Consider the following 18,011-nt stretch of genomic DNA (forward strand, 5'->3'; position numbering starts at 1 on the left):
GACAAAAATCATAGCTTTACTGACAAAATTTAGGTAACTTTATAGAAGACGTAGAACCTAAAAGTAATTAATCATGAAAAAAATTATAGTCCCAGTTGATTTTTCTGAATATTCTGAAAATGCTTTACAAACAGCAGCTTTTTTAGCAAAAAAGTCAGACGCTGAGGTGTTGGTAGTACATATGCTTGAGTTATCTAATGCTGTTTTAAGTAGATCAGAAAGTTATTTACAACAAGAAATGTTGTTTTATTTACAAATGTCTGAGAAAAAGTTAGCAGAATTTTTAGAGAAAGAGTATTTATCGGGTATAAAAGTAACCCCAATTATAAAGCATTTTAAAATCTTTAGCGAAATAGACCAGTTGGCAAGAAATGAAGGAGCAGATTTGATTGTTATGGGATCTAAAGGAGCTAGTGGTTTAAAAGAAATGTTTATTGGTTCTAATACAGAAAAGGTAATCCGTTATGCGCATGTACCTGTATTAGTAATAAAAGAGGAACCGATAGTAAAACAGATAGAAAAGATACTGTTTGCTTGTGATTTTTCTGATGACGATGTAAAACCATATATGGAAGCGAAAGAGTTTCTTAAGAAGTTTAATGCAGATATGGAGCTGGTATATGTAAGTACACCAACGTCTAAGTTTAAAAGCACCGAAGAGTTAGAAGAAAGAATGAAGCATTTTTTTAATCAAACAAATGAAAGTTATGATGAAAACATTCATAAAGTAAAAATAATTTCTGATTATTCTGTAGAAAAGGGAGTGTTCTATTATGCAGACAAAATAAACTCAGATGTTTTAGTAGTAGCTACGCATGGTAGAAAAGGAATAGCACACTTTTTTGAAGGTAGTATTTCAGAAGATATTGCCAATCACAGTAAGTTACCAGTATTGTCTTTTAAAATTTAGAATATAAAAGTAAAAAAGCTCATTCAAACTGAATGAGCTTTTTTACTTCTTTTAAAGAAAAGAATATTTACTTTCCTTCTTTAGTTTTTATATCATCTACAAACTTTTGTAAACGTTTACCGTATTCAGAATTTTTAACTTTATCAGTTAAGCTATTATTAATAGTATCTAAAAGCTGAATGTTAGCATCATATAGTTCAGATAATGCAATGTATGGTGCAGCTTCACTATCAGCGTTTGCAATAGCAAAGTTTGTAGAGAATAAGAAACGACGACGTACCATTTTCTTATAATCTGCTTCTACTTGTTCTAATTGTACCTCATCTTGAGCTTGACGAGCTTCTACTTCTTTTTTTACAAAATCTAGACGTTGCTCCATAAAACGTTGGTTTATTTTACGATACTCATTCATTACTTCTTGATTTTTAGAACCTTTAATTTCAGGTTTAAAACCAAACTCTTCAATTTTATCGTTGATGGTAATTTCACCTTCTTCCCCAAAAAACATAATGTGTTTATCTGTTGTATTACCATCAAAAGTTAAGTAATACATTACAGGAGACTCAACATTATCTGTTAATATAAATTTATCATCACCTAACAACGCCATAGAATCAACAGATACCAATAATGTGTCCTTCATCTTTTGAAGATATAAAGTACCTTTTTTTAATCCTTTAATCTGACCTTTAACAACCATGTTTCCTTCTTTTTTAGAGGAACAAGCAAAAGCAACAAGTGCAATTGCGAAAAGAGCAATAATTTTCTTCATTGAATTCAAAATTTGTCTGTTGCAAATATGCAGATTTCTCCTAAACTTTTGAGGCTATTTCCATTAAAATTGTACATAGGATTGCGCCTACGGTACCGATAGCGTATCCGAAAACAGCTAATAAAACACCTACAGTTGCTAAAGATGGATGAAAAGCTTGCGCTACGATTGGGGCAGATGCAGCCCCACCAACATTTGCCTGACTTCCTACTGCTAAGAAGAAATATGGAGCGCGAATTAATTTAGCTACTAAGATTAATAATCCAGCATGAATTGCCATCCATACCAAACCAATAAAAATTAAATTAAAGTTATCAAAAATTAAAGTTAAGTCCATTTTCATACCAATAGTTGCTACTAGTACGTAAATAAAAATACTTCCTAATTTACTAGCACCGGCACCTTCGTAATTTTTAGCTTTCGTAAAAGATAAAACAACAGCAGCAATTGTTGATATACTAATTAACCAGAAAAAGTTTGATCCTAAGAAAGAGAAAATGTTTTTTGTAGTTTGAGATTCCATAGTTGCTGTTAACGAAGCAAAAACGTCACTTAAATACGCTCCTGCAAAATGACCAAAACCAACAGTACCAAAAGCAATGGCAAGCATAATTATAAAGTCGGTTAAAGTAGGAGTTCTTTTTACACTTTGTGTAAAGTTAGAAACTCTTTGTTTTAAATCTTCAATAGCTGAAGTATCAGCTTTTAACCATTTGTCTATTTTGTCTTTTTTACCAATTCCAATTAAAATGATAGCCATCCAAATATTAGCTACTACGATATCAACAAACACCATTCCTCCATATTTAGCTGGATTGTATTGATAAATTTCTAGCATAGCAGTTTGGTTAGCTCCACCACCAATCCAACTACCAGCTAAGGTAGAAAGTCCTCTCCAAACAGCATCAAATCCAGCTCCTCCTACTGTTTCTGGTGAAACAGTAGAAATTAATAAAATGGCAATTGGTCCTCCAATAACAATACCAACAGTTCCTGTAAAAAACATGATTAATGCTTTTGAGCCCAAGTTGAAAATAGCTTTTAAGTCAATACTTAATGTCATTAAAACTAAGGCAGCAGGTAATAAAAACCTACTAGAAACATAGTATAGTTGTGATTTGTTTTTTACGACTTCGCCAGCAGCACTGGTAGTTTCCCATTCTGGAGAAATAACTCCTAAAGTAGTAAATATTGCAGGGATAAAATAAGCCATGAATAAACCTGGGACTATTTTATAAAACTTAGGCCAAAATCCTGAGGTTTTTGATTCTGTATAAAATACAAAACCTAACGAAATCATTAAAATACCAAATACGATTGCATCGTTTGTAAAAAGAGGTGCTTCCATTTAAAAATAATTTGTCGCTAAAGTATGAAATATTAGTTAGTTCTATTTTCTATGATCTGTACTTATTGCAACTCCTAATTGAATTCTATTAAAGTTACCAACCTCGTTTACATGTATTAGTTGATATCCTGCTTGAAGCTTAACTACGTCAGATACTTTATATTTAAAACCAGCTCCAAACCAGTTTTGATTATAAGCTTCTCCCTCAAAATCTAAAAAGGTTTCATTGTATAGGTATGTAGACCATTTTTCATTGATAGGATGTCCCAATGCAAGTTGATATCGAAAGAAATTACTGGTAGTTGATTTAAAAAAACGTTGTTCACCTCTAAAACGATGTGCCAGGTTTAAACTAGCTATTTTATGATTTACATTTAGGTCTTCATAAATACGATGTTCGTTAAAGTCGCCTGCATTAACATTAAAAGTTTCATCAGTGTTTAAGAAGGCATACCCTATAGTAGCGTTGATATTTTTATTGAACTTATAATTAGCTCCCAAACGCCCGATAAACTGCTGCATGTCATCTCCAACTTCAAAAAAGCGAAAATGTGCCATAGATTTTAAACCAAATTTATCTGAAATTTGGTGTGATCCGTTATACATGTACCAAACCCCTAATTCTTTGGTTGGATCAGGTTGATTTTGTGAAAAACTGTTTAATGAAAGTAAAGAGACAATTAATAAGAATAATTTTCGCATAATAATAGAATAGTGTTGTAGTTCTTTGTCATATTAAAAATCTCCCACATAAATAAATATACGGGAGATTTTATGTTGTATTGACAAAAATATAAACTCAATAATTTTTATGAAAAGTTATATTGTTAAAGTTCTTCGAGTTTATTTATAATTGGTCGTTTTTTATAGGTTCTTCTTTCTTTAAGTAGGTGTCTAAAAATTTTAAGATTTTACTATTAGCTTCTATTTGATTTTCCTTTTTAACAAAACCATGTCCTTCATCATCAAATAGTACATACTCTACAGGAACTCCATTTTTCTTAACCCCAGCTACAATTTCATCAGATTCTACCTGTAAAACTCTTGGGTCTTTAGCTCCTTGTAATACCATTAATGGCTTGGTTACTTTATCGGTATGGAATAAAGGAGAAATTCTTTTCAATCTTACTGAGTCTGCAGAGTGTGGATCTCCTAGTTCTTTATATAAAGCCTCTCTAAAAGATTCCCACCAAGATGGAATACTTTTTAAGGTGCGCATCCAGTTTGTAACTCCGTAAATGTTTACACCAACAGCAAATTCTTGTGGAGTGTATGTTAAAGCAGCCATGGTCATATAACCACCGTAAGATCCTCCAATAATACCTATTTTTTCAGCATCAATTTCTGGTTGTTTTGCTAACCAATTTTTCCCTTCTACACAATCTTGTAAATCTTTTTCTCCGTGATTTAAATCATCCATAGTAAAAAAGGTTTTACCATAACCACTACTTCCACGATTATTAACAGCCAAAACAGCATAGCCATGGTTTACTAAATATTGAATTCTAGAACTGAAATTTTGACGTGATTGTCCTCCAGGACCTCCATGAACCCAAACTAAAGCAGGAACTTTAGTATCTTCTGAAGCTTGATGAGGTACATAGTAAATTGCAGGAATAGTCACTCCATCAAAAGAAGGGTAACGAATTACTTTCGCTTTTACTAAATCAGCAGGATTAATTTCTTTATTTAACACATCGGTTAGCTGCGTTTGTTTTTTTGTTTTTAAGTCATACACATATAAGTTTGAAGGAGTATTAGAACCACCAGCATAAAAACGCATCATACTTTCGTCTCTAGAAAAACCAACGCTAGTAATACTTTTTCCATCAACATTAGGAAGCTCAATATTTTTACCAGCTTTAACATCATAAACTTCAATTACATTTTTAGCATCTTCATTAATGTATGTTACTCTATAGGTACCATTGTTTGTAAAGTAGCTTCCTGAAATATCCCAATCTTTGGCTAATACTTTTTCTGTTTCGTTAGTACTAATTGTATATTTCATTAAAGTAGCAAATTCACCTTCAGCATCTGTTGTATAGTAGAACTCTGTATTATCGATAGAAAAATCAGCAGCAGAATTACCGCTCAATGTTAGATTGATTTTGGTGATTACTTTGGTGGTCCTATCAAATAAAAATAAATCACTATCGTTAGTATTAACCGTTTTGCTTAGGGCTAGTATGTTTTTATTGTTTGATATTGCTGCTACGTTATAACCTTCTTTATTTTCATAAATCATTTTTGGAGTAAACGTTTCCACATCCATCTCATAGAGATCCATAAAACGATTGTCTCTTTCGTTTGAAGTAAAAAAGAAACTCTTTTCATCTTTAGCCCAACCAAAAAAGCCTGCTCTGGCACCTTTAGTAGGTGTTAAATCTTTAATATCACCGTTAAGTTCTCTTAAAAAGATATGATAAATTTCATCTCCATTGTTATCCATTCTAAATAACATTCTTTCATCCTTTGGGAAATAAGATGTAGCAAAAACGGAAGAACTATCTGATTTTGTAATAGGTTCAAATTCTCCTCCAGATGTTGAAACGGTGTACATGTTATAGATTCCCGAACGATTACTAGTTACAAGTAACTTAGAATTATCAGGAGAAAAACTTCCACCAAAAACGTTTTCGTTATCCATCATTTGCTCAATAGAATATTTTTTGGGAGCTGTACTGGTTTTAACAGATTCTTTTTTATCCGTTTTACAAGCAATTACCGAAACGGCAATGGCAAGTAATAAGAAATGTTTTTTCATAAGTGTGTGTTTGGGTTATTAATTTCGTTTTTTTGATAGGGTTTGTTATTCTAAGCTAAACTGCTTGGTTTCTTTAAAAGGAGATAAATCTATTTTCTCAACTTCTGCCTTATACTCTTTCCAATCTTTATTAAAGAAAGCATTGGTTTTTTCTAAAGCAGGTTTTAAAGCTTCTTTAAATTGAATAATTAACTGTTTTTCTGTAGAAGTTTGTTCGCCAAATCTACTATTCACATATCTACTAGCAGTTCCTAAACGTTGCATAACATTCATTTCAGGATTTCGTGTAATCCCTTGTCTTTTGTCTACCTTTCCTAAATAAACTGCTAAAAGTGTATCTATTTTCTTAATAATATCTTTAGAATCTTTAATTGATTCTTTATAAAGCTTTTTGTCTTTTTTAGATAGTTTTTGGTTGAAACTATTTGCAATATTTTTACTCTCAACTAACTGTTTTACTGCATCAGCTATAATTTTTTGCTGAGCTTCTAGATCTTTGGCTGCTGCATGTTTTTGATCTATTGCATTTTGAGAAATATGCAGTCTAGGGTCAAACTTTACAGTAATATTTTGTTCTGATGTTTGGTTACCAAACGAAGCTTTTATTTTATAGATTCCAGGTTTTACTCGAACACCTCTAGGTTCTCTTTTTTGTTTCCTGGTAGTTCTAGAAGGTCTGGCAACACCTTTTTCACTCATAAACCAAACACCTTTATGAATACCATTTTCTTTGGGAGTTTTTCTTTTAAGGGTTCTAATAAGTCTGTTACCATCAAAAACTTCAAATTTGATAGAATCCCATTTTATGGTATTCTCGTCTTCTTTTTTAATAGAATCTTTGCCTTTTACTTCAGGTTTTTTTGTTGATTTCGGTTTATTCACATAAAATTGAACCAAAGCACCACGACTTCTATTAGTTCCATTAAACATAGCATCAGCACCAAATCGGCTACCAGTGGGTTGTTGGTATGCTGCTTGATATGCTGTTGGAGGTGTGAATAACTCAATATTTTTGGTAAGAATGTTTTTGTTTTTAGCTATTGCTCTTAACGGACGAATGTCATCTAACACCCAAGCAGCTCTACCAAAAGTGCCAATAACTAAATCGTGCTCTCTTGGGTGAATTACTAAATCTTTTACAGGAACAGTAGGGAAGCCTTCCGTCCATTTTGTCCATTTTTTTCCTGCGTTGATAGAAATATATAAACCGTCATCAGTTCCTAAGAATAGTAAATTTGGCTCAATTGGGTCTTCGATAATACATTGTGTAAAGCTTTTTACATCGCTTTCATCAACAATACGTTCCCATGTTGCTCCGTAATCTTTTGTTCTGTATGCATAAGGTTTATAGTTAAAACGACGATAATCGTTAGCAACTAGTAGAGCTTCTCCTTTATTTTTATTAGATGCTTTTATTTGCGTAATCCAACTATTTTCAGGTAAACCTTTCAAGTTTTTGGCAACATTTGTCCAAGTTGTACCTCCATTTTTAGTAATATGTACTTGTCCATCATCCGTAGCAATCCATAACATATCTTTTTCTAGGGGAGAAGGTTCAATTACTAAGATAGTACAGTGATTTTCTGCTCCGGTAGCGTCCATGGTTAACCCACCACTTTCTGATTGTTTGAGTTTACTTTTATCATTCGTAGTTAAGTCTGGAGAAATTATTTTCCACGTTAAACCTTTATCGGTTGATTTGTGTACAAATTGGCTTCCAAAATATAAAGTGCTGTTATCAAACGGGTCAATATTAATAGCTGCATTCCAATTGAAGCGTAGTTTCACGTTAGCATCTGGATGTGTAGGACGAACAGTGTAATTATTACCTGTTTTGTAATCGTAACGAGATACATAACCTTGTTGACTCATAGACCAACCATAACGCGAGTCGTCTTTGTCTGGAATAACATCAAAACCGTCACCGAAACTAATCTCTTGCCAATAAGAATTTCTTATTCCTTGGTCTTTCCATACATAAGCAGGTCCGCGCCAAGAGCCATTATCTTGCATACCGCCATACACATTGTAAGGAAACTCATTATCTACATTAATATGATAAAATTGTGCAACAGGCAAATTCCCAATAAAACGCCAAGTTTTACCTCCATCTTTGGTAACATTCATTCCACCATCGTTTCCATCAATCATGAATTTTCCATTTTTAGGATGAATCCACCAAGCGTGATGGTCTGGGTGAATACCATTATCAACACCATAAGCAGGCATGAGTTGCTTAAAGTTCTTTCCTCCATCAATAGAAACATTTACATAGGTAAAAACAGTGTATAATTTGTGTTCGTTTTGGGGATCTACGTAAATTTCTGAATAATAAAAAGGGCGATTTCCAATGCCTTTTTTATCATTAATTTTTTTCCAAGAAAAACCACCATCTTCACTTTTATATAAAGCGTTTTTCTTTGCTTCTACCAAAGCATAAATAGTGTTTGGGTTAGAGGGAGCGATTGCTACTCCAATTCTCCCCAATTCTCCTTTTGGAAAACCTTCTTTTTCGGTAATTTTTTTCCAGTTTTCTCCACCATCATGGGTAATGTATAAACCGCTTCCTTTACCTCCTGATTTAAAAAACCAAGGATCACGTTTGTGTTCCCACATAGCAGCTATTAGCTTGTTTGGATTGGAAGGATCCATAATTAAATCTGCAGCACCGGTTTTATTATTATTGAATAAAATTTGTTTCCAAGTTTTACCGCCGTTGGTAGTTTTATACACACCACGTTCTTTATGTTCACCCCAAGGTGATCCAATAGCACCAACGTAAACAATGTCTGGATTGTCTGGATGTATCACTACACGATGTATATGACGTGTTTTTTCTAACCCCATCGATTTCCACGATCTTCCTCCATCAAGAGATTTGAAAATTCCGTAACCACCATTTAAACTATTACGAGGGTTTCCCTCACCTGTTCCTGCCCAAATTACACTAGGGTTTGATTGTTGTATGGCTAAAGCACCAATAGAGGCTGTTACTTCTTTATCAAAAATAGGTTCCCATTTAATGCCTCCTGAAGTAGATTTCCAAATACCTCCAGAAGCTGTACCAACAAACATAATATCAGGATTGGATTCAACAACATCAATGGCTGTGACACGTCCACTCATTCCACCGGGACCAATGTTTCTTGGTTTCATGTTTTTGACTAAATCCATTGAGAATTCTTGAGAAAAAGTAGCGCAAGAGAAGGTTATAAATAGTAGATAAAAAAGGTTTTTCATAAGAGTTAGTTGCTTGTATTTTAAGATTGTACAATGTACAAAATAGAAAACGTCCAATAAAATTGGACGTTCTTTTTAACAAGTTCTTAAGATTTGTTATTCTTCTTCTTTCTTTTTTGGCTCTCTTTTAGCTTCTTTAAGGGCTTGCATAAGCATCCATTCAATCTGTCCATTGGTAGATCGAAATTCATCGGAAGCCCATTTTTCAATGGCTTTTAACATTTCTTCATTAATACGGAGTGCAAAAGCTTTCTTTTTTGCCATGTTGTGTTTTATAATAGTGTTTTTTGAAACGTAAAAATGGTTACAAAAATACAATTTCAAATTTCTTTTAATTTATAGTAAAGAGATCATAAAAATTAAGATATATACTATAATGGTGGTTATTATTTGTGTCACGTTAATTGATTTTGTGTTGATAACTTAATGGTTTAAAGTACCAGCATTTACCACAGGAGACGCTTCTTTGTCTCCACATAAAATAACTAATAAGTTACTAACCATGGCAGCTTTGCGTTCTTCGTCTAACTCCACAATTTCTTTTTTGTTTAGCTCTTCTAAAGCCATGTCCACCATATCCACCGCACCTTGCACAATTTTATGTCGAGCAGCAATGATGGCTGTAGCTTGTTGACGTTTTAACATGGCACTTGCAATTTCTTGTGCATAGGCTAAATAACCAATTCGTGCTTCTAAAACCTCAATACCTGCAATGGCTAATCGTTCTTCTAATTCTTTTTCCAAAGCTTCACTGACTTCGTTTACACTAGAACGTAGTGTAATATCTTCTTCGTGTCCCTCATCTGCGAAATTGTCGTATGGATACATACTAGCTAGTTTTCGTACAGCAGCATCTGTTTGTACACGAACAAAATTCTCATAATTATCAACATCAAAAGCAGCCTTATAGGTTTCGGTAACTCTCCAAACTAAAATAGTACTTATCATTACCGGGTTTCCTAGTTTATCATTAACCTTTAAACGCTCACTATCAAAATTACTAGCTCTTAACGAAACAGTTTTCTTTTTGTATAATGGATTAGCCCAGTATAAACCATTTTGTTTTACAGTACCTACATATTTTCCAAAGAATAATAGAACTTTTGAAGAATTAGGGTTTACTAAAATAAAGCCCAGTGCTAAAATAAATGCTATTACAGACATTAATATAAATATTGGATTTTCTGTTTTAACGGCTAATGCGATTCCGCCAATAAAAAGAATAAGTACAATAAAAAACATTAGGTACCCATTTGCTGGTTTGATAATTTTTTCTGCCTTCATATTTGTTTTAATTAAAATAATATTAAAATGATATCATAAAGATATAAATTAATTTTTGTTAAATCCAAATTTTTGATGATTATATTTTATAATTTAGCTTCCGATTATAATTTAAACCATTCATGAAAACAAAATTTTTAATAGTACTAGTTGCATTGTTAGTGAGTATTTCATCAATAGCTAATAACGAAGATGTTTGGGGGCCAACAGGTCACAGAGCTACTGGAAAAATTGCAGAAAAACATTTGACTAAGAAAGCTAGAAAGAAAATTGAAAAATTATTACAAGGTGAGAGCTTAGCATTTGTATCTACTTTTGCAGATGAAATAAAATCTGATAGAAAGAAATATGGAAAGTTTTATACTTGGCATTATGTAAACATGCCGTTAGATGCTCGTTATGAAGATACCGAAAAAAATCCGAAAGGAGATATGATTACTGGTATAGAGCAATGTATAAAAGTGTTAAAGGATGAAAATAGTTCAATTGAAGACAAACGTTTTTACTTAAAAATGCTAGTACACTTGGTAGGTGATTTACATCAACCGATGCATGTTGGGCAAAAAGAAGATTTAGGAGGTAATAAAATTCAGGTTCAGTGGCATGGAAAAGGCTCTAATTTACACAGAGTTTGGGATGAAGATTTAATTAATAAATGGGACATGAGTTATGTTGAATTAGCTGATAATGAAAGAGATTTATCTAAAGAACAAATCAAAGTAATTCAAAAAGGAACTGTTGTAGATTGGTTACATGATACACATAAGATCACTAAAGAAGTATATAAATCTGCTGAAGTAGGAGAGAATTTACGTTACCGTTATTCGTATGTATACTTTCCTGTAGTGAGAGAACAGTTACAAAAAGGAGGTTTGCGTTTAGCCAAATTACTAAATGAAATTTTTTGTTAATACAACAAAATACAGTGATAAAATGAAGAGCTTGGAAATATATTTTCCGAGCTTTTTTCTTGTTAATATTTAGTTAATTCTATCTTTTTAATACGATAAACAGTTAATTTTGAGAGAAATCGTTTTAAAATGCATAGAAGTAAATTCTTACTCATACTTACAATAACCGCTTTTTTTAGTGGAACAACAGCCAAGGCTCAGGTAAAGGACACATCTAAAAAAGTTAAAATTACTACGTTAAATTACGAAGAGTTAAAACCATTTTTACATAAAAGCAATGATAAAACGTATGTAGTTAATTTTTGGGCTACATGGTGTATGCCTTGTGTAAAAGAGTTACCTGCTTTTGAAAAACTTCATAAGAAATATAAAGATAAAAATGTTGAAGTTGTTTTGGTAAGTTTAGATTTTTCTAAGCAAATAGAAACGAATTTGATACCATTTATCAAAAAGAAAAAATTACAATCTAAAATACTTCATTTTGAAGATTCAAATGAGCAGTTTTGGATTAGAGATATTGCAGAAAGCTGGTCAGGTTCAATACCAGCAACCCTAATTTACAATAGGCAAAAGAGAAAATTTTACGAACGAACTTTTAGCTATGTAGAGTTACAAAACGAATTACAAACCTTTTTTAACTAAATAATTATGAAGACAATTAAAATAATATTGATGTTATTGGTGGTGGCATCTATTTCAGCATTTACTAGTGATAACTCTAGAGGTTATAAAGTAGGAGATGAAGCTTCTGATTTTACATTAAAAAATATAGATGATAAAATGGTTTCTTTGGCAGATTATAAAGACGCAAAAGGATTTATTGTTGTGTTTACATGTAATATGTGTCCGTATTCTGTAGCTAATGAAGATAGATTAATTGCTCTAGATAAAAAATATAAAAAGAAAGGCTTTCCTGTAATAGCCATTAATCCGAACGATCCAGAAGTATCAAAAGGAGATAGTTTTGAAGCAATGAAGGTACGTGCCAAAGAAAAAGGATTTACATTTCCTTATCTGTTTGATGAAGGGCAAAAAGTATATCCTAAATATGGAGCAACAAGAACCCCACATGTTTATATTTTAAATAAAGAAAATAATAAATTAATTGTAGAATATATTGGTGCTATTGACGATAATTCTCGTGATGAAAGCAATGTAAAAGAACGTTTTGTTGAAAATGCTGTAGATGCTTTGATAAAAGGAGAAAAACCAACAAAAACTGATACAAGAGCAATAGGTTGCTCTATTAAAGATAAAAGAAACAGATAATTAACAGTTAAATATTTAAAACTAATAAATCCCGCGGTTTATGCGGGATTTTATCTATTAGTGCTATTAATTACCTAATTTTATAACCAATCGCAAAATGAAACCAAGAAAATAATGAAGAAATTATTACTATCACTACTGTTTGTTAGTGCAACAGTAACGGCTCAAACTATCGATTTGAATTATTACTTGCCAAAAAATGTTTCTTATAACTCCAATATTCCCACTCCAAAATCTGTTTTAGGACATGAAGTAGGAGAGTGGCATGTTACACATGATAAGTTGGTAGAATATATGAAAGCACTTGCGAATGCTTCAGATAGAGTAGTGCTTGAAAACAGAGGAACAACTTATGAAGGAAGACCTTTAGTATTGCTAACAATTACTTCCTCTAAAAACCATCAAGATTTAGAAGTAATACGAGAAAAGCATATAAAAGCAACAAACGATGCTTCTGTAGATGTTTCTAATAGTCCAATTGTGGTATACCAAGGGTTTTCAATTCACGGAAATGAAGCAAGTGGTTCAAATGCAGCCTTGGCTGCAGCGTATTATTTAGCAGCAGCAGAAGGGCAAAAAATAGAGGGATTATTAAATAACTCAGTAATACTTTTTGATCCAGCAATGAATCCAGATGGTTTACAACGTTTTGCATATTGGGCAAATACAAATAAGGCAAATAATATTAATCCTGATCCGAATGATAGAGAGTATCATGAGGTTTGGCCTGGGGGAAGAACTAATCATTATTGGTTTGATATGAATCGTGATTGGTTACCTGTGCAGTTGCCAGAGAGTAGAGCTAGAATTAGAACTTTTCACAAGTGGTTACCTAATATTTTAACCGATCACCATGAAATGGGAACAAATTCTACCTTTTTTTTCCAACCAGGAATTCCGAGTAGAACAAATCCGTTAACTCCAAAAATGAATCAGGAGTTAACTAAAGAAATAGCAACCTATCATGCAAAAGCATTCGATAAAATTGGTTCAACGTATTATTCAGAGGAGAGTTTTGATGATTTTTACTACGGAAAAGGGTCAACTTTTCCAGATATTAATGGAGGAATCGGGATTTTGTTTGAACAAGGAAGTTCTCGTGGGCATGCACAAGAAAGTGAAAACGGAGTTTTAACGTTTCCATTTACTATTCGAAATCAGTTTACAGCAGCATTGTCAACACTAGAAGCTGCTAAAAACATGCGAACTAAAATCTTACAGTATCAACAAGGTTTTTATAAAAATTCAAGAAGCTCAGAAACAAACAAAGCGATAGTATTTGGTGATGAAAAAGATGCGACGAAAACAAATCACTTAGCTGAGGTTTTACAACGTCATCAAATAAAACTCCACGAGTTAAAAGAAGATTTGACATCGAATGGAAAACGTTTCAAAAAAGGGTATAGCTACGTAGTACCTATGAACCAAAAAAATCACAGGTTGGTAAAAGCAATGTTTGATGTACGAACTACATTTAAAGATAGTTTATTTTATGATGTATCTGCTTGGACCTTTAATTATGCATTTGGAGTTGATTATGCGGATAATGTATCATTATCGAAAGCAGGAGCTGAGGTGACTCAATTACAACCAAAACAAGGAACAATTCAACAAAAAAGTAGTGTAGGCTACTTATTTTCTTGGAATGAGTATAGTACACCTAAAGCGTTAAATACGATTTTAGAAAAAGGATTGCGAGCGAAGGTAGCGATGAAAGAGTTTGTAAACGATGGTAATTCGTATGATTACGGAACTATTTTTATTCCAGCTCAAAATCAAAAATTAAATGGAAATGAGTTGTTCGATTTCTTAGGAAAAGTAGCCAATGAAAATCATATTGCAATTAAAGGAGTATCTACAGGGTTGAATGAAGGAATTGATTTAGGAAGTAGAAACTTTGAAGCTGTAAAAAAGCAAAAAGTAGCGATGTTGGTTGGAAAAGGAGTAACGAGTTATGATGCAGGAGAAATTTGGCATTTATTAGATCAACGTTACGATATGAAACTAACAAAGTTAGATACCGATTATGCTTCGAGAGTAAATCTTGATAAGTATACTACGATTATTGTTCCGAATAGTCGATCTATTGATAAGAATTTAGTAGAGAGACTAAAAGTATGGGTCCGTAATGGAGGAGTACTAATCGGGTATAGAAATGCAGTAAATTGGTTGTCTAACAGAGGGTTTATTAATGTAAAGTTTAATAAAACTAAAATAGATTCTATAAAAGATGTGTCATTTGAAAATCGTTCGTTGCAATCGGGAGCGCAAGTAATTGGAGGAGCAATTTTTGAAGCGAAGATTGATCGTTCTCACCCAATCAATTTTGGATACAAGAATGAAAAAATAGCATTATTTAGAAATACTAAGCAGTTCATTCAAGCAGACGCGAAGAGTTATAACAACCCAATTCAGTACACCAATAATCCGTTATTGAGTGGTTATATTTCAAAGGAGAATTTAAAGGAATTGAAAAACACCGTTCCATTTAAAGCAGGACGCTTAGGTAGTGGAAGGGTAATCGTTTTTACAGACAATACCAATTTTAGAGGTTTTTGGTTTGGAACGAATAAACTATTGATGAATGCTATTTTCTTTGGAAAGTTGATGTAGAGAATTATTACAAATGTTAGATTAAACTATAAATATGCAGTTTTTTGAATTTTATGTTAACACATTTCAATGGAAAGCAGTGTTACAACAAGGAAAGCAATTACGCAAAGTATTTATACCTATAGATAATGAAGAATGGGTACAGGAAGAAAACTACCCTGTAAAAATGGATTTGGTAGATGCCTACCACGATTTATCTTTATGGAAAGGAGAAACTACCTTTATGGATGTTATAGAATGGTCTAACGATTTTACTATAGGAGGATTAACTCATAAAGCTGGGGCTTTTATGTTAATGACAGGAAAAGTAAAAGAGGTGTTAGAAAAATACAACCTACCACCACATCGTTTTTATCCTACCGAAGTCTATTGCAAACGGTATAAGGAAACAAGAGATGATTATTATTTGTTTCATATGACAGGAGAGGGTCTATATGGTGATGATTATGTAGATTATCTTAAATGTACTTTTGTAGAATACAAAAGAGATTTTCAGTATAACAAAATACAGGTAAAAATTCACCCTGAAGGCGTGGTAAATAGTTTAGAAAGCTACAATGAAATAACTTTTGGGGAAGGAGATTCTTTTTTAGGTAGTTATACAGAAAAAATAGCTAACGGAGAAATGAAAGAAAAACGTAATGGGTTAGATTTTCTTAATAAAGTATATAAACACGATTATGATGTATTATGGGGTATCTCAAATACGATTTATATAAGTGAAGCAATAAAAGAAGAGTTAGAAAAGGTAGGTGTAAGTTGTGGTAGTTTTTTTCCTATAACACACAATATGATTCGAGCTTTTGAATATAAACAAATGAAAAATAGTTAAGATTTATTTAAGAGATATGTTTATAATGATTCAATAAGTGTAACAAAATTCTAATTAACTCGTCTTTTAAGTATACTAACAAAAAAAGTACTATGAGTTTATTAAGAGTTTTATTAGCAATATTTTTTCCACCGTTAGCAGTGATAGGTAAAGGTTGTGGATCAATTATAATAGTGTTTTTATTAACACTTTGTGGATGGGTTCCAGGAGTTATTGCAGCGCTAATTATATTAAACAATCCAAATTAGTTTTGTGTAATGTAGCAATTTGGTAATTTGAAAATGTATCAATGAAAAACTCCAATTTGATGAAATCAAATTGGAGTTTTTTTATGGTCTATTCTCTAGTTTCTCATTTCTAAGTTTCCTATTCAAGAACTTCTTCAATAATCTTTCCAGAACATCCGTTAGGGAATTCTATCTGTAATAAATTAGAGATGGTTGGAGCGATATCTACAATTTCATATTTCTTTTTAGAAACACCTTGCTTAATTCCGTTTCCATAAAAAATCATCGGAATGTGTGTATCGTACGAGTATCCAGAACCATGCGTAGTCCCTTTTTTTGAACTACTAGCTATAGTTGACGGATTAGGGATTAAAATAACATCACCCGAAAACTTTTGATTGTAACCATTTTGTAAAACATGTAAAATTCCGTTAGTAAACGTAGTAGTTTGCATGGTTCTAGCAGTTACCGATTTATAAATCTTTTTATGATTAATTGCTTCATCCGCTATAGCTTGTGCTACGTTTTCATAGTCAAGGTTTAACTCTCTAATCTTATCTTTATTTAAGAACACTTGAAAGTTTGAAACGTTTTCAATGATTTCATCCGATTTAAAATGTTTTAAGGTAATTTCATTTAAAAAGTTTTTGAAAGCAACAGGCTTTACATAACCAGCAGGTATTTTTAAAGATTCTAAGTATGAAGGAACTTGTACTGCAGCATGATCGGCAGTTAAGAATAATGTATAGTTGTCTTTTCCAACCTGTGTGTCTAAAAACTTAAATAAATCAGCTAAATCTTGATCTAAGCGTAAATACGTATCTTCAATTTCTTTGGAAGCAACTCCAAACTGATGTCCAACATAATCGGTTGAAGAATAACTAACCGCTAAAAAGTCGGTGTACTCAGATTTTCCTAAGTTTTCACCAATAATAGCCGCTTTAGCAAAATCAGTAGTAATAGAATTACCAGCAGGAATCCCTTTTATTATACTGTAATTATTATTGCTCTTTCTTAACGTTGGAATGTCGTGCGGAAAAACTGGCTTTTCCTCCCCTTTGAAAGTTACTTCAAAGTTATTATCATCATCAATACTTTGGGTATACGTACTAATATCATATAAAGTTTCCCATGGTTTACTTAAATATTCATCAGCTTTCCCTGAAGCATTGAACTCTTGTACCCAAGTAGGTAATTCATTTAAGTAAAAAGAAGAAGAAATCCATTGCCCTTTATCACCACCGTCAAACCAATAAGCAGCATTAGCTGTGTGTCCTGCAGGTAAAATAGCAGAACGATCTTTTATGGCAATACCAATGGTTTTACCATTCATGTTTTGAGCTAGTTTCAACTGATCGGTTACTGTAGTAGTTAACATTCTGTAAGGAGATTTTTTTCCTCCTTCACCGTCATTACCAACGGTGTTGAAGTTGTCGTCATCAACACAATAAATTGTTTTCTTTAAATATTTATCGTACCAATGATTGCTAATAATTCCATGATTAGTAGGCGTTGTTCCTGTGTAAATAGAAGTATGCCCTACAGCAGTGTAAGTAGGAATATAATTGTAATGAGCGTTTTCTAAAGAGTATCCTTCTCTAAGTAAACGTTTAAAACCGTCGTTACCATATCTATTAGCAAAACGAGTAAGGTAATCGTAACGCATTTGGTCAACAACAACACCAACTACTAGTTTTGGTTTTTGAGTATTTGTTTTTTTATTAACAGAGCAGCTGGTTAAACATATTATAGCTGCTAAAAAAGCTATTTTTCTCATTTTGTTTTTTGAAAATTAAAACTCAAAGGTACATAAAAAGCAAGCTAAAACTTATAAATAA

15 protein-coding genes are annotated in these 18,011 nt (G+C 32.4%); 7 read left to right on the top strand and 8 right to left on the bottom strand.

The window, feature by feature from the left end; translation table 11 throughout:
• The first annotated feature begins 73 nt into the window (after positions 1-73).
• Positions 74-910 (top strand): universal stress protein, encoded by an 837-nt coding sequence (locus ACXIHB_RS14335; RefSeq protein ID WP_167714188.1) that lies wholly within the window; start codon positions 74-76, stop codon positions 908-910.
• Positions 911-977: 67 nt separating this feature from the next.
• On the opposite strand, the gene ACXIHB_RS14340 is transcribed toward ACXIHB_RS14335, so the two are convergent.
• The 7 genes from ACXIHB_RS14340 to ACXIHB_RS14370 form a co-directional block, all read right to left on the bottom strand.
• On the bottom strand, positions 978-1,682 hold the full coding sequence (locus tag ACXIHB_RS14340; protein ID WP_047790124.1) for a DUF4369 domain-containing protein: 705 nt from the start codon (positions 1,680-1,682) through the stop codon (positions 978-980).
• Between the two features lie 40 nt (positions 1,683-1,722).
• Positions 1,723-3,030: a DUF819 family protein gene (locus ACXIHB_RS14345; RefSeq protein WP_462098503.1), complete on the bottom strand. Its 1,308-nt coding sequence runs from the start codon at positions 3,028-3,030 to the stop codon at positions 1,723-1,725.
• A gap of 42 nt (positions 3,031-3,072) precedes the next feature.
• Positions 3,073-3,732: a DUF2490 domain-containing protein gene (locus ACXIHB_RS14350; protein WP_073184598.1), complete on the bottom strand. Its 660-nt coding sequence runs from the start codon at positions 3,730-3,732 to the stop codon at positions 3,073-3,075.
• 145 nt (positions 3,733-3,877) lie between these two features.
• Positions 3,878-5,797: an alpha/beta hydrolase family protein gene (locus ACXIHB_RS14355; RefSeq protein ID WP_462098504.1), complete on the bottom strand. Its 1,920-nt coding sequence runs from the start codon at positions 5,795-5,797 to the stop codon at positions 3,878-3,880.
• Positions 5,798-5,842: 45 nt separating this feature from the next.
• Positions 5,843-9,037 (bottom strand): WD40/YVTN/BNR-like repeat-containing protein, encoded by a 3,195-nt coding sequence (locus tag ACXIHB_RS14360; RefSeq protein WP_462098505.1) that lies wholly within the window; start codon positions 9,035-9,037, stop codon positions 5,843-5,845.
• 96 nt (positions 9,038-9,133) lie between these two features.
• The gene (locus ACXIHB_RS14365) at positions 9,134-9,301 is read right to left on the bottom strand and encodes a type II toxin-antitoxin system antitoxin (protein WP_073184483.1); all 168 of its coding nucleotides are present in this window, start codon (positions 9,299-9,301) and stop codon (positions 9,134-9,136) included.
• A gap of 159 nt (positions 9,302-9,460) precedes the next feature.
• The gene (locus ACXIHB_RS14370; RefSeq protein ID WP_462098506.1) at positions 9,461-10,321 is read right to left on the bottom strand and encodes an SPFH domain-containing protein; all 861 of its coding nucleotides are present in this window, start codon (positions 10,319-10,321) and stop codon (positions 9,461-9,463) included.
• Between the two features lie 122 nt (positions 10,322-10,443).
• Here ACXIHB_RS14370 and ACXIHB_RS14375 point away from each other — a divergent pair, with 122 nt between their 5' ends.
• The 6 genes from ACXIHB_RS14375 (at position 10,444) to ACXIHB_RS14400 (ending at position 16,194) form a co-directional block, all read left to right on the top strand.
• Positions 10,444-11,232 carry a S1/P1 nuclease gene (locus ACXIHB_RS14375; RefSeq protein WP_167714182.1) on the top strand — a complete coding sequence of 263 codons (789 nt, stop codon included), beginning with the start codon at positions 10,444-10,446 and terminating at the stop codon, positions 11,230-11,232.
• 129 nt (positions 11,233-11,361) lie between these two features.
• On the top strand, positions 11,362-11,874 hold the full coding sequence (locus ACXIHB_RS14380) for a TlpA disulfide reductase family protein (protein WP_462098507.1): 513 nt from the start codon (positions 11,362-11,364) through the stop codon (positions 11,872-11,874).
• Between the two features lie 6 nt (positions 11,875-11,880).
• Positions 11,881-12,501 (top strand): thioredoxin family protein, encoded by a 621-nt coding sequence (locus ACXIHB_RS14385; RefSeq protein WP_462098508.1) that lies wholly within the window; start codon positions 11,881-11,883, stop codon positions 12,499-12,501.
• Positions 12,502-12,615: 114 nt separating this feature from the next.
• Positions 12,616-15,114 (top strand): M14 family metallopeptidase, encoded by a 2,499-nt coding sequence (locus tag ACXIHB_RS14390; protein ID WP_462098509.1) that lies wholly within the window; start codon positions 12,616-12,618, stop codon positions 15,112-15,114.
• Positions 15,115-15,148: 34 nt separating this feature from the next.
• On the top strand, positions 15,149-15,946 hold the full coding sequence (locus ACXIHB_RS14395) for a hypothetical protein (RefSeq protein WP_462098510.1): 798 nt from the start codon (positions 15,149-15,151) through the stop codon (positions 15,944-15,946).
• Between the two features lie 92 nt (positions 15,947-16,038).
• Positions 16,039-16,194 (top strand): YqaE/Pmp3 family membrane protein, encoded by a 156-nt coding sequence (locus ACXIHB_RS14400; protein ID WP_073184478.1) that lies wholly within the window; start codon positions 16,039-16,041, stop codon positions 16,192-16,194.
• Positions 16,195-16,312: 118 nt separating this feature from the next.
• On the opposite strand, the gene pafA is transcribed toward ACXIHB_RS14400, so the two are convergent.
• On the bottom strand, positions 16,313-17,950 hold the full coding sequence (gene pafA / locus ACXIHB_RS14405) for an alkaline phosphatase PafA (protein WP_462098511.1): 1,638 nt from the start codon (positions 17,948-17,950) through the stop codon (positions 16,313-16,315).
• Positions 17,951-18,011: the final 61 nt, after the last annotated feature.

The organism is Tenacibaculum sp. IMCC1 (assembly GCF_054906355.1).

Coding starts and splice junctions, on each gene's coding strand:
- ACXIHB_RS14380 (WP_462098507.1), top strand. CDS start 11,362: ATGCATAGAAGTAAATTCTTACTCATACTTACAATAACCGCTTTTTTT.
- ACXIHB_RS14345 (WP_462098503.1), bottom strand. CDS start 3,030: ATGGAAGCACCTCTTTTTACAAACGATGCAATCGTATTTGGTATTTTA.
- ACXIHB_RS14400 (WP_073184478.1), top strand. CDS start 16,039: ATGAGTTTATTAAGAGTTTTATTAGCAATATTTTTTCCACCGTTAGCA.
- ACXIHB_RS14355 (WP_462098504.1), bottom strand. CDS start 5,797: ATGAAAAAACATTTCTTATTACTTGCCATTGCCGTTTCGGTAATTGCT.
- ACXIHB_RS14385 (WP_462098508.1), top strand. CDS start 11,881: ATGAAGACAATTAAAATAATATTGATGTTATTGGTGGTGGCATCTATT.
- ACXIHB_RS14365 (WP_073184483.1), bottom strand. CDS start 9,301: ATGGCAAAAAAGAAAGCTTTTGCACTCCGTATTAATGAAGAAATGTTA.
- pafA (WP_462098511.1), bottom strand. CDS start 17,950: ATGAGAAAAATAGCTTTTTTAGCAGCTATAATATGTTTAACCAGCTGC.
- ACXIHB_RS14395 (WP_462098510.1), top strand. CDS start 15,149: ATGCAGTTTTTTGAATTTTATGTTAACACATTTCAATGGAAAGCAGTG.
- ACXIHB_RS14375 (WP_167714182.1), top strand. CDS start 10,444: ATGAAAACAAAATTTTTAATAGTACTAGTTGCATTGTTAGTGAGTATT.
- ACXIHB_RS14360 (WP_462098505.1), bottom strand. CDS start 9,037: ATGAAAAACCTTTTTTATCTACTATTTATAACCTTCTCTTGCGCTACT.
- ACXIHB_RS14335 (WP_167714188.1), top strand. CDS start 74: ATGAAAAAAATTATAGTCCCAGTTGATTTTTCTGAATATTCTGAAAAT.
- ACXIHB_RS14350 (WP_073184598.1), bottom strand. CDS start 3,732: ATGCGAAAATTATTCTTATTAATTGTCTCTTTACTTTCATTAAACAGT.
- ACXIHB_RS14340 (WP_047790124.1), bottom strand. CDS start 1,682: ATGAAGAAAATTATTGCTCTTTTCGCAATTGCACTTGTTGCTTTTGCT.
- ACXIHB_RS14390 (WP_462098509.1), top strand. CDS start 12,616: ATGAAGAAATTATTACTATCACTACTGTTTGTTAGTGCAACAGTAACG.
- ACXIHB_RS14370 (WP_462098506.1), bottom strand. CDS start 10,321: ATGAAGGCAGAAAAAATTATCAAACCAGCAAATGGGTACCTAATGTTT.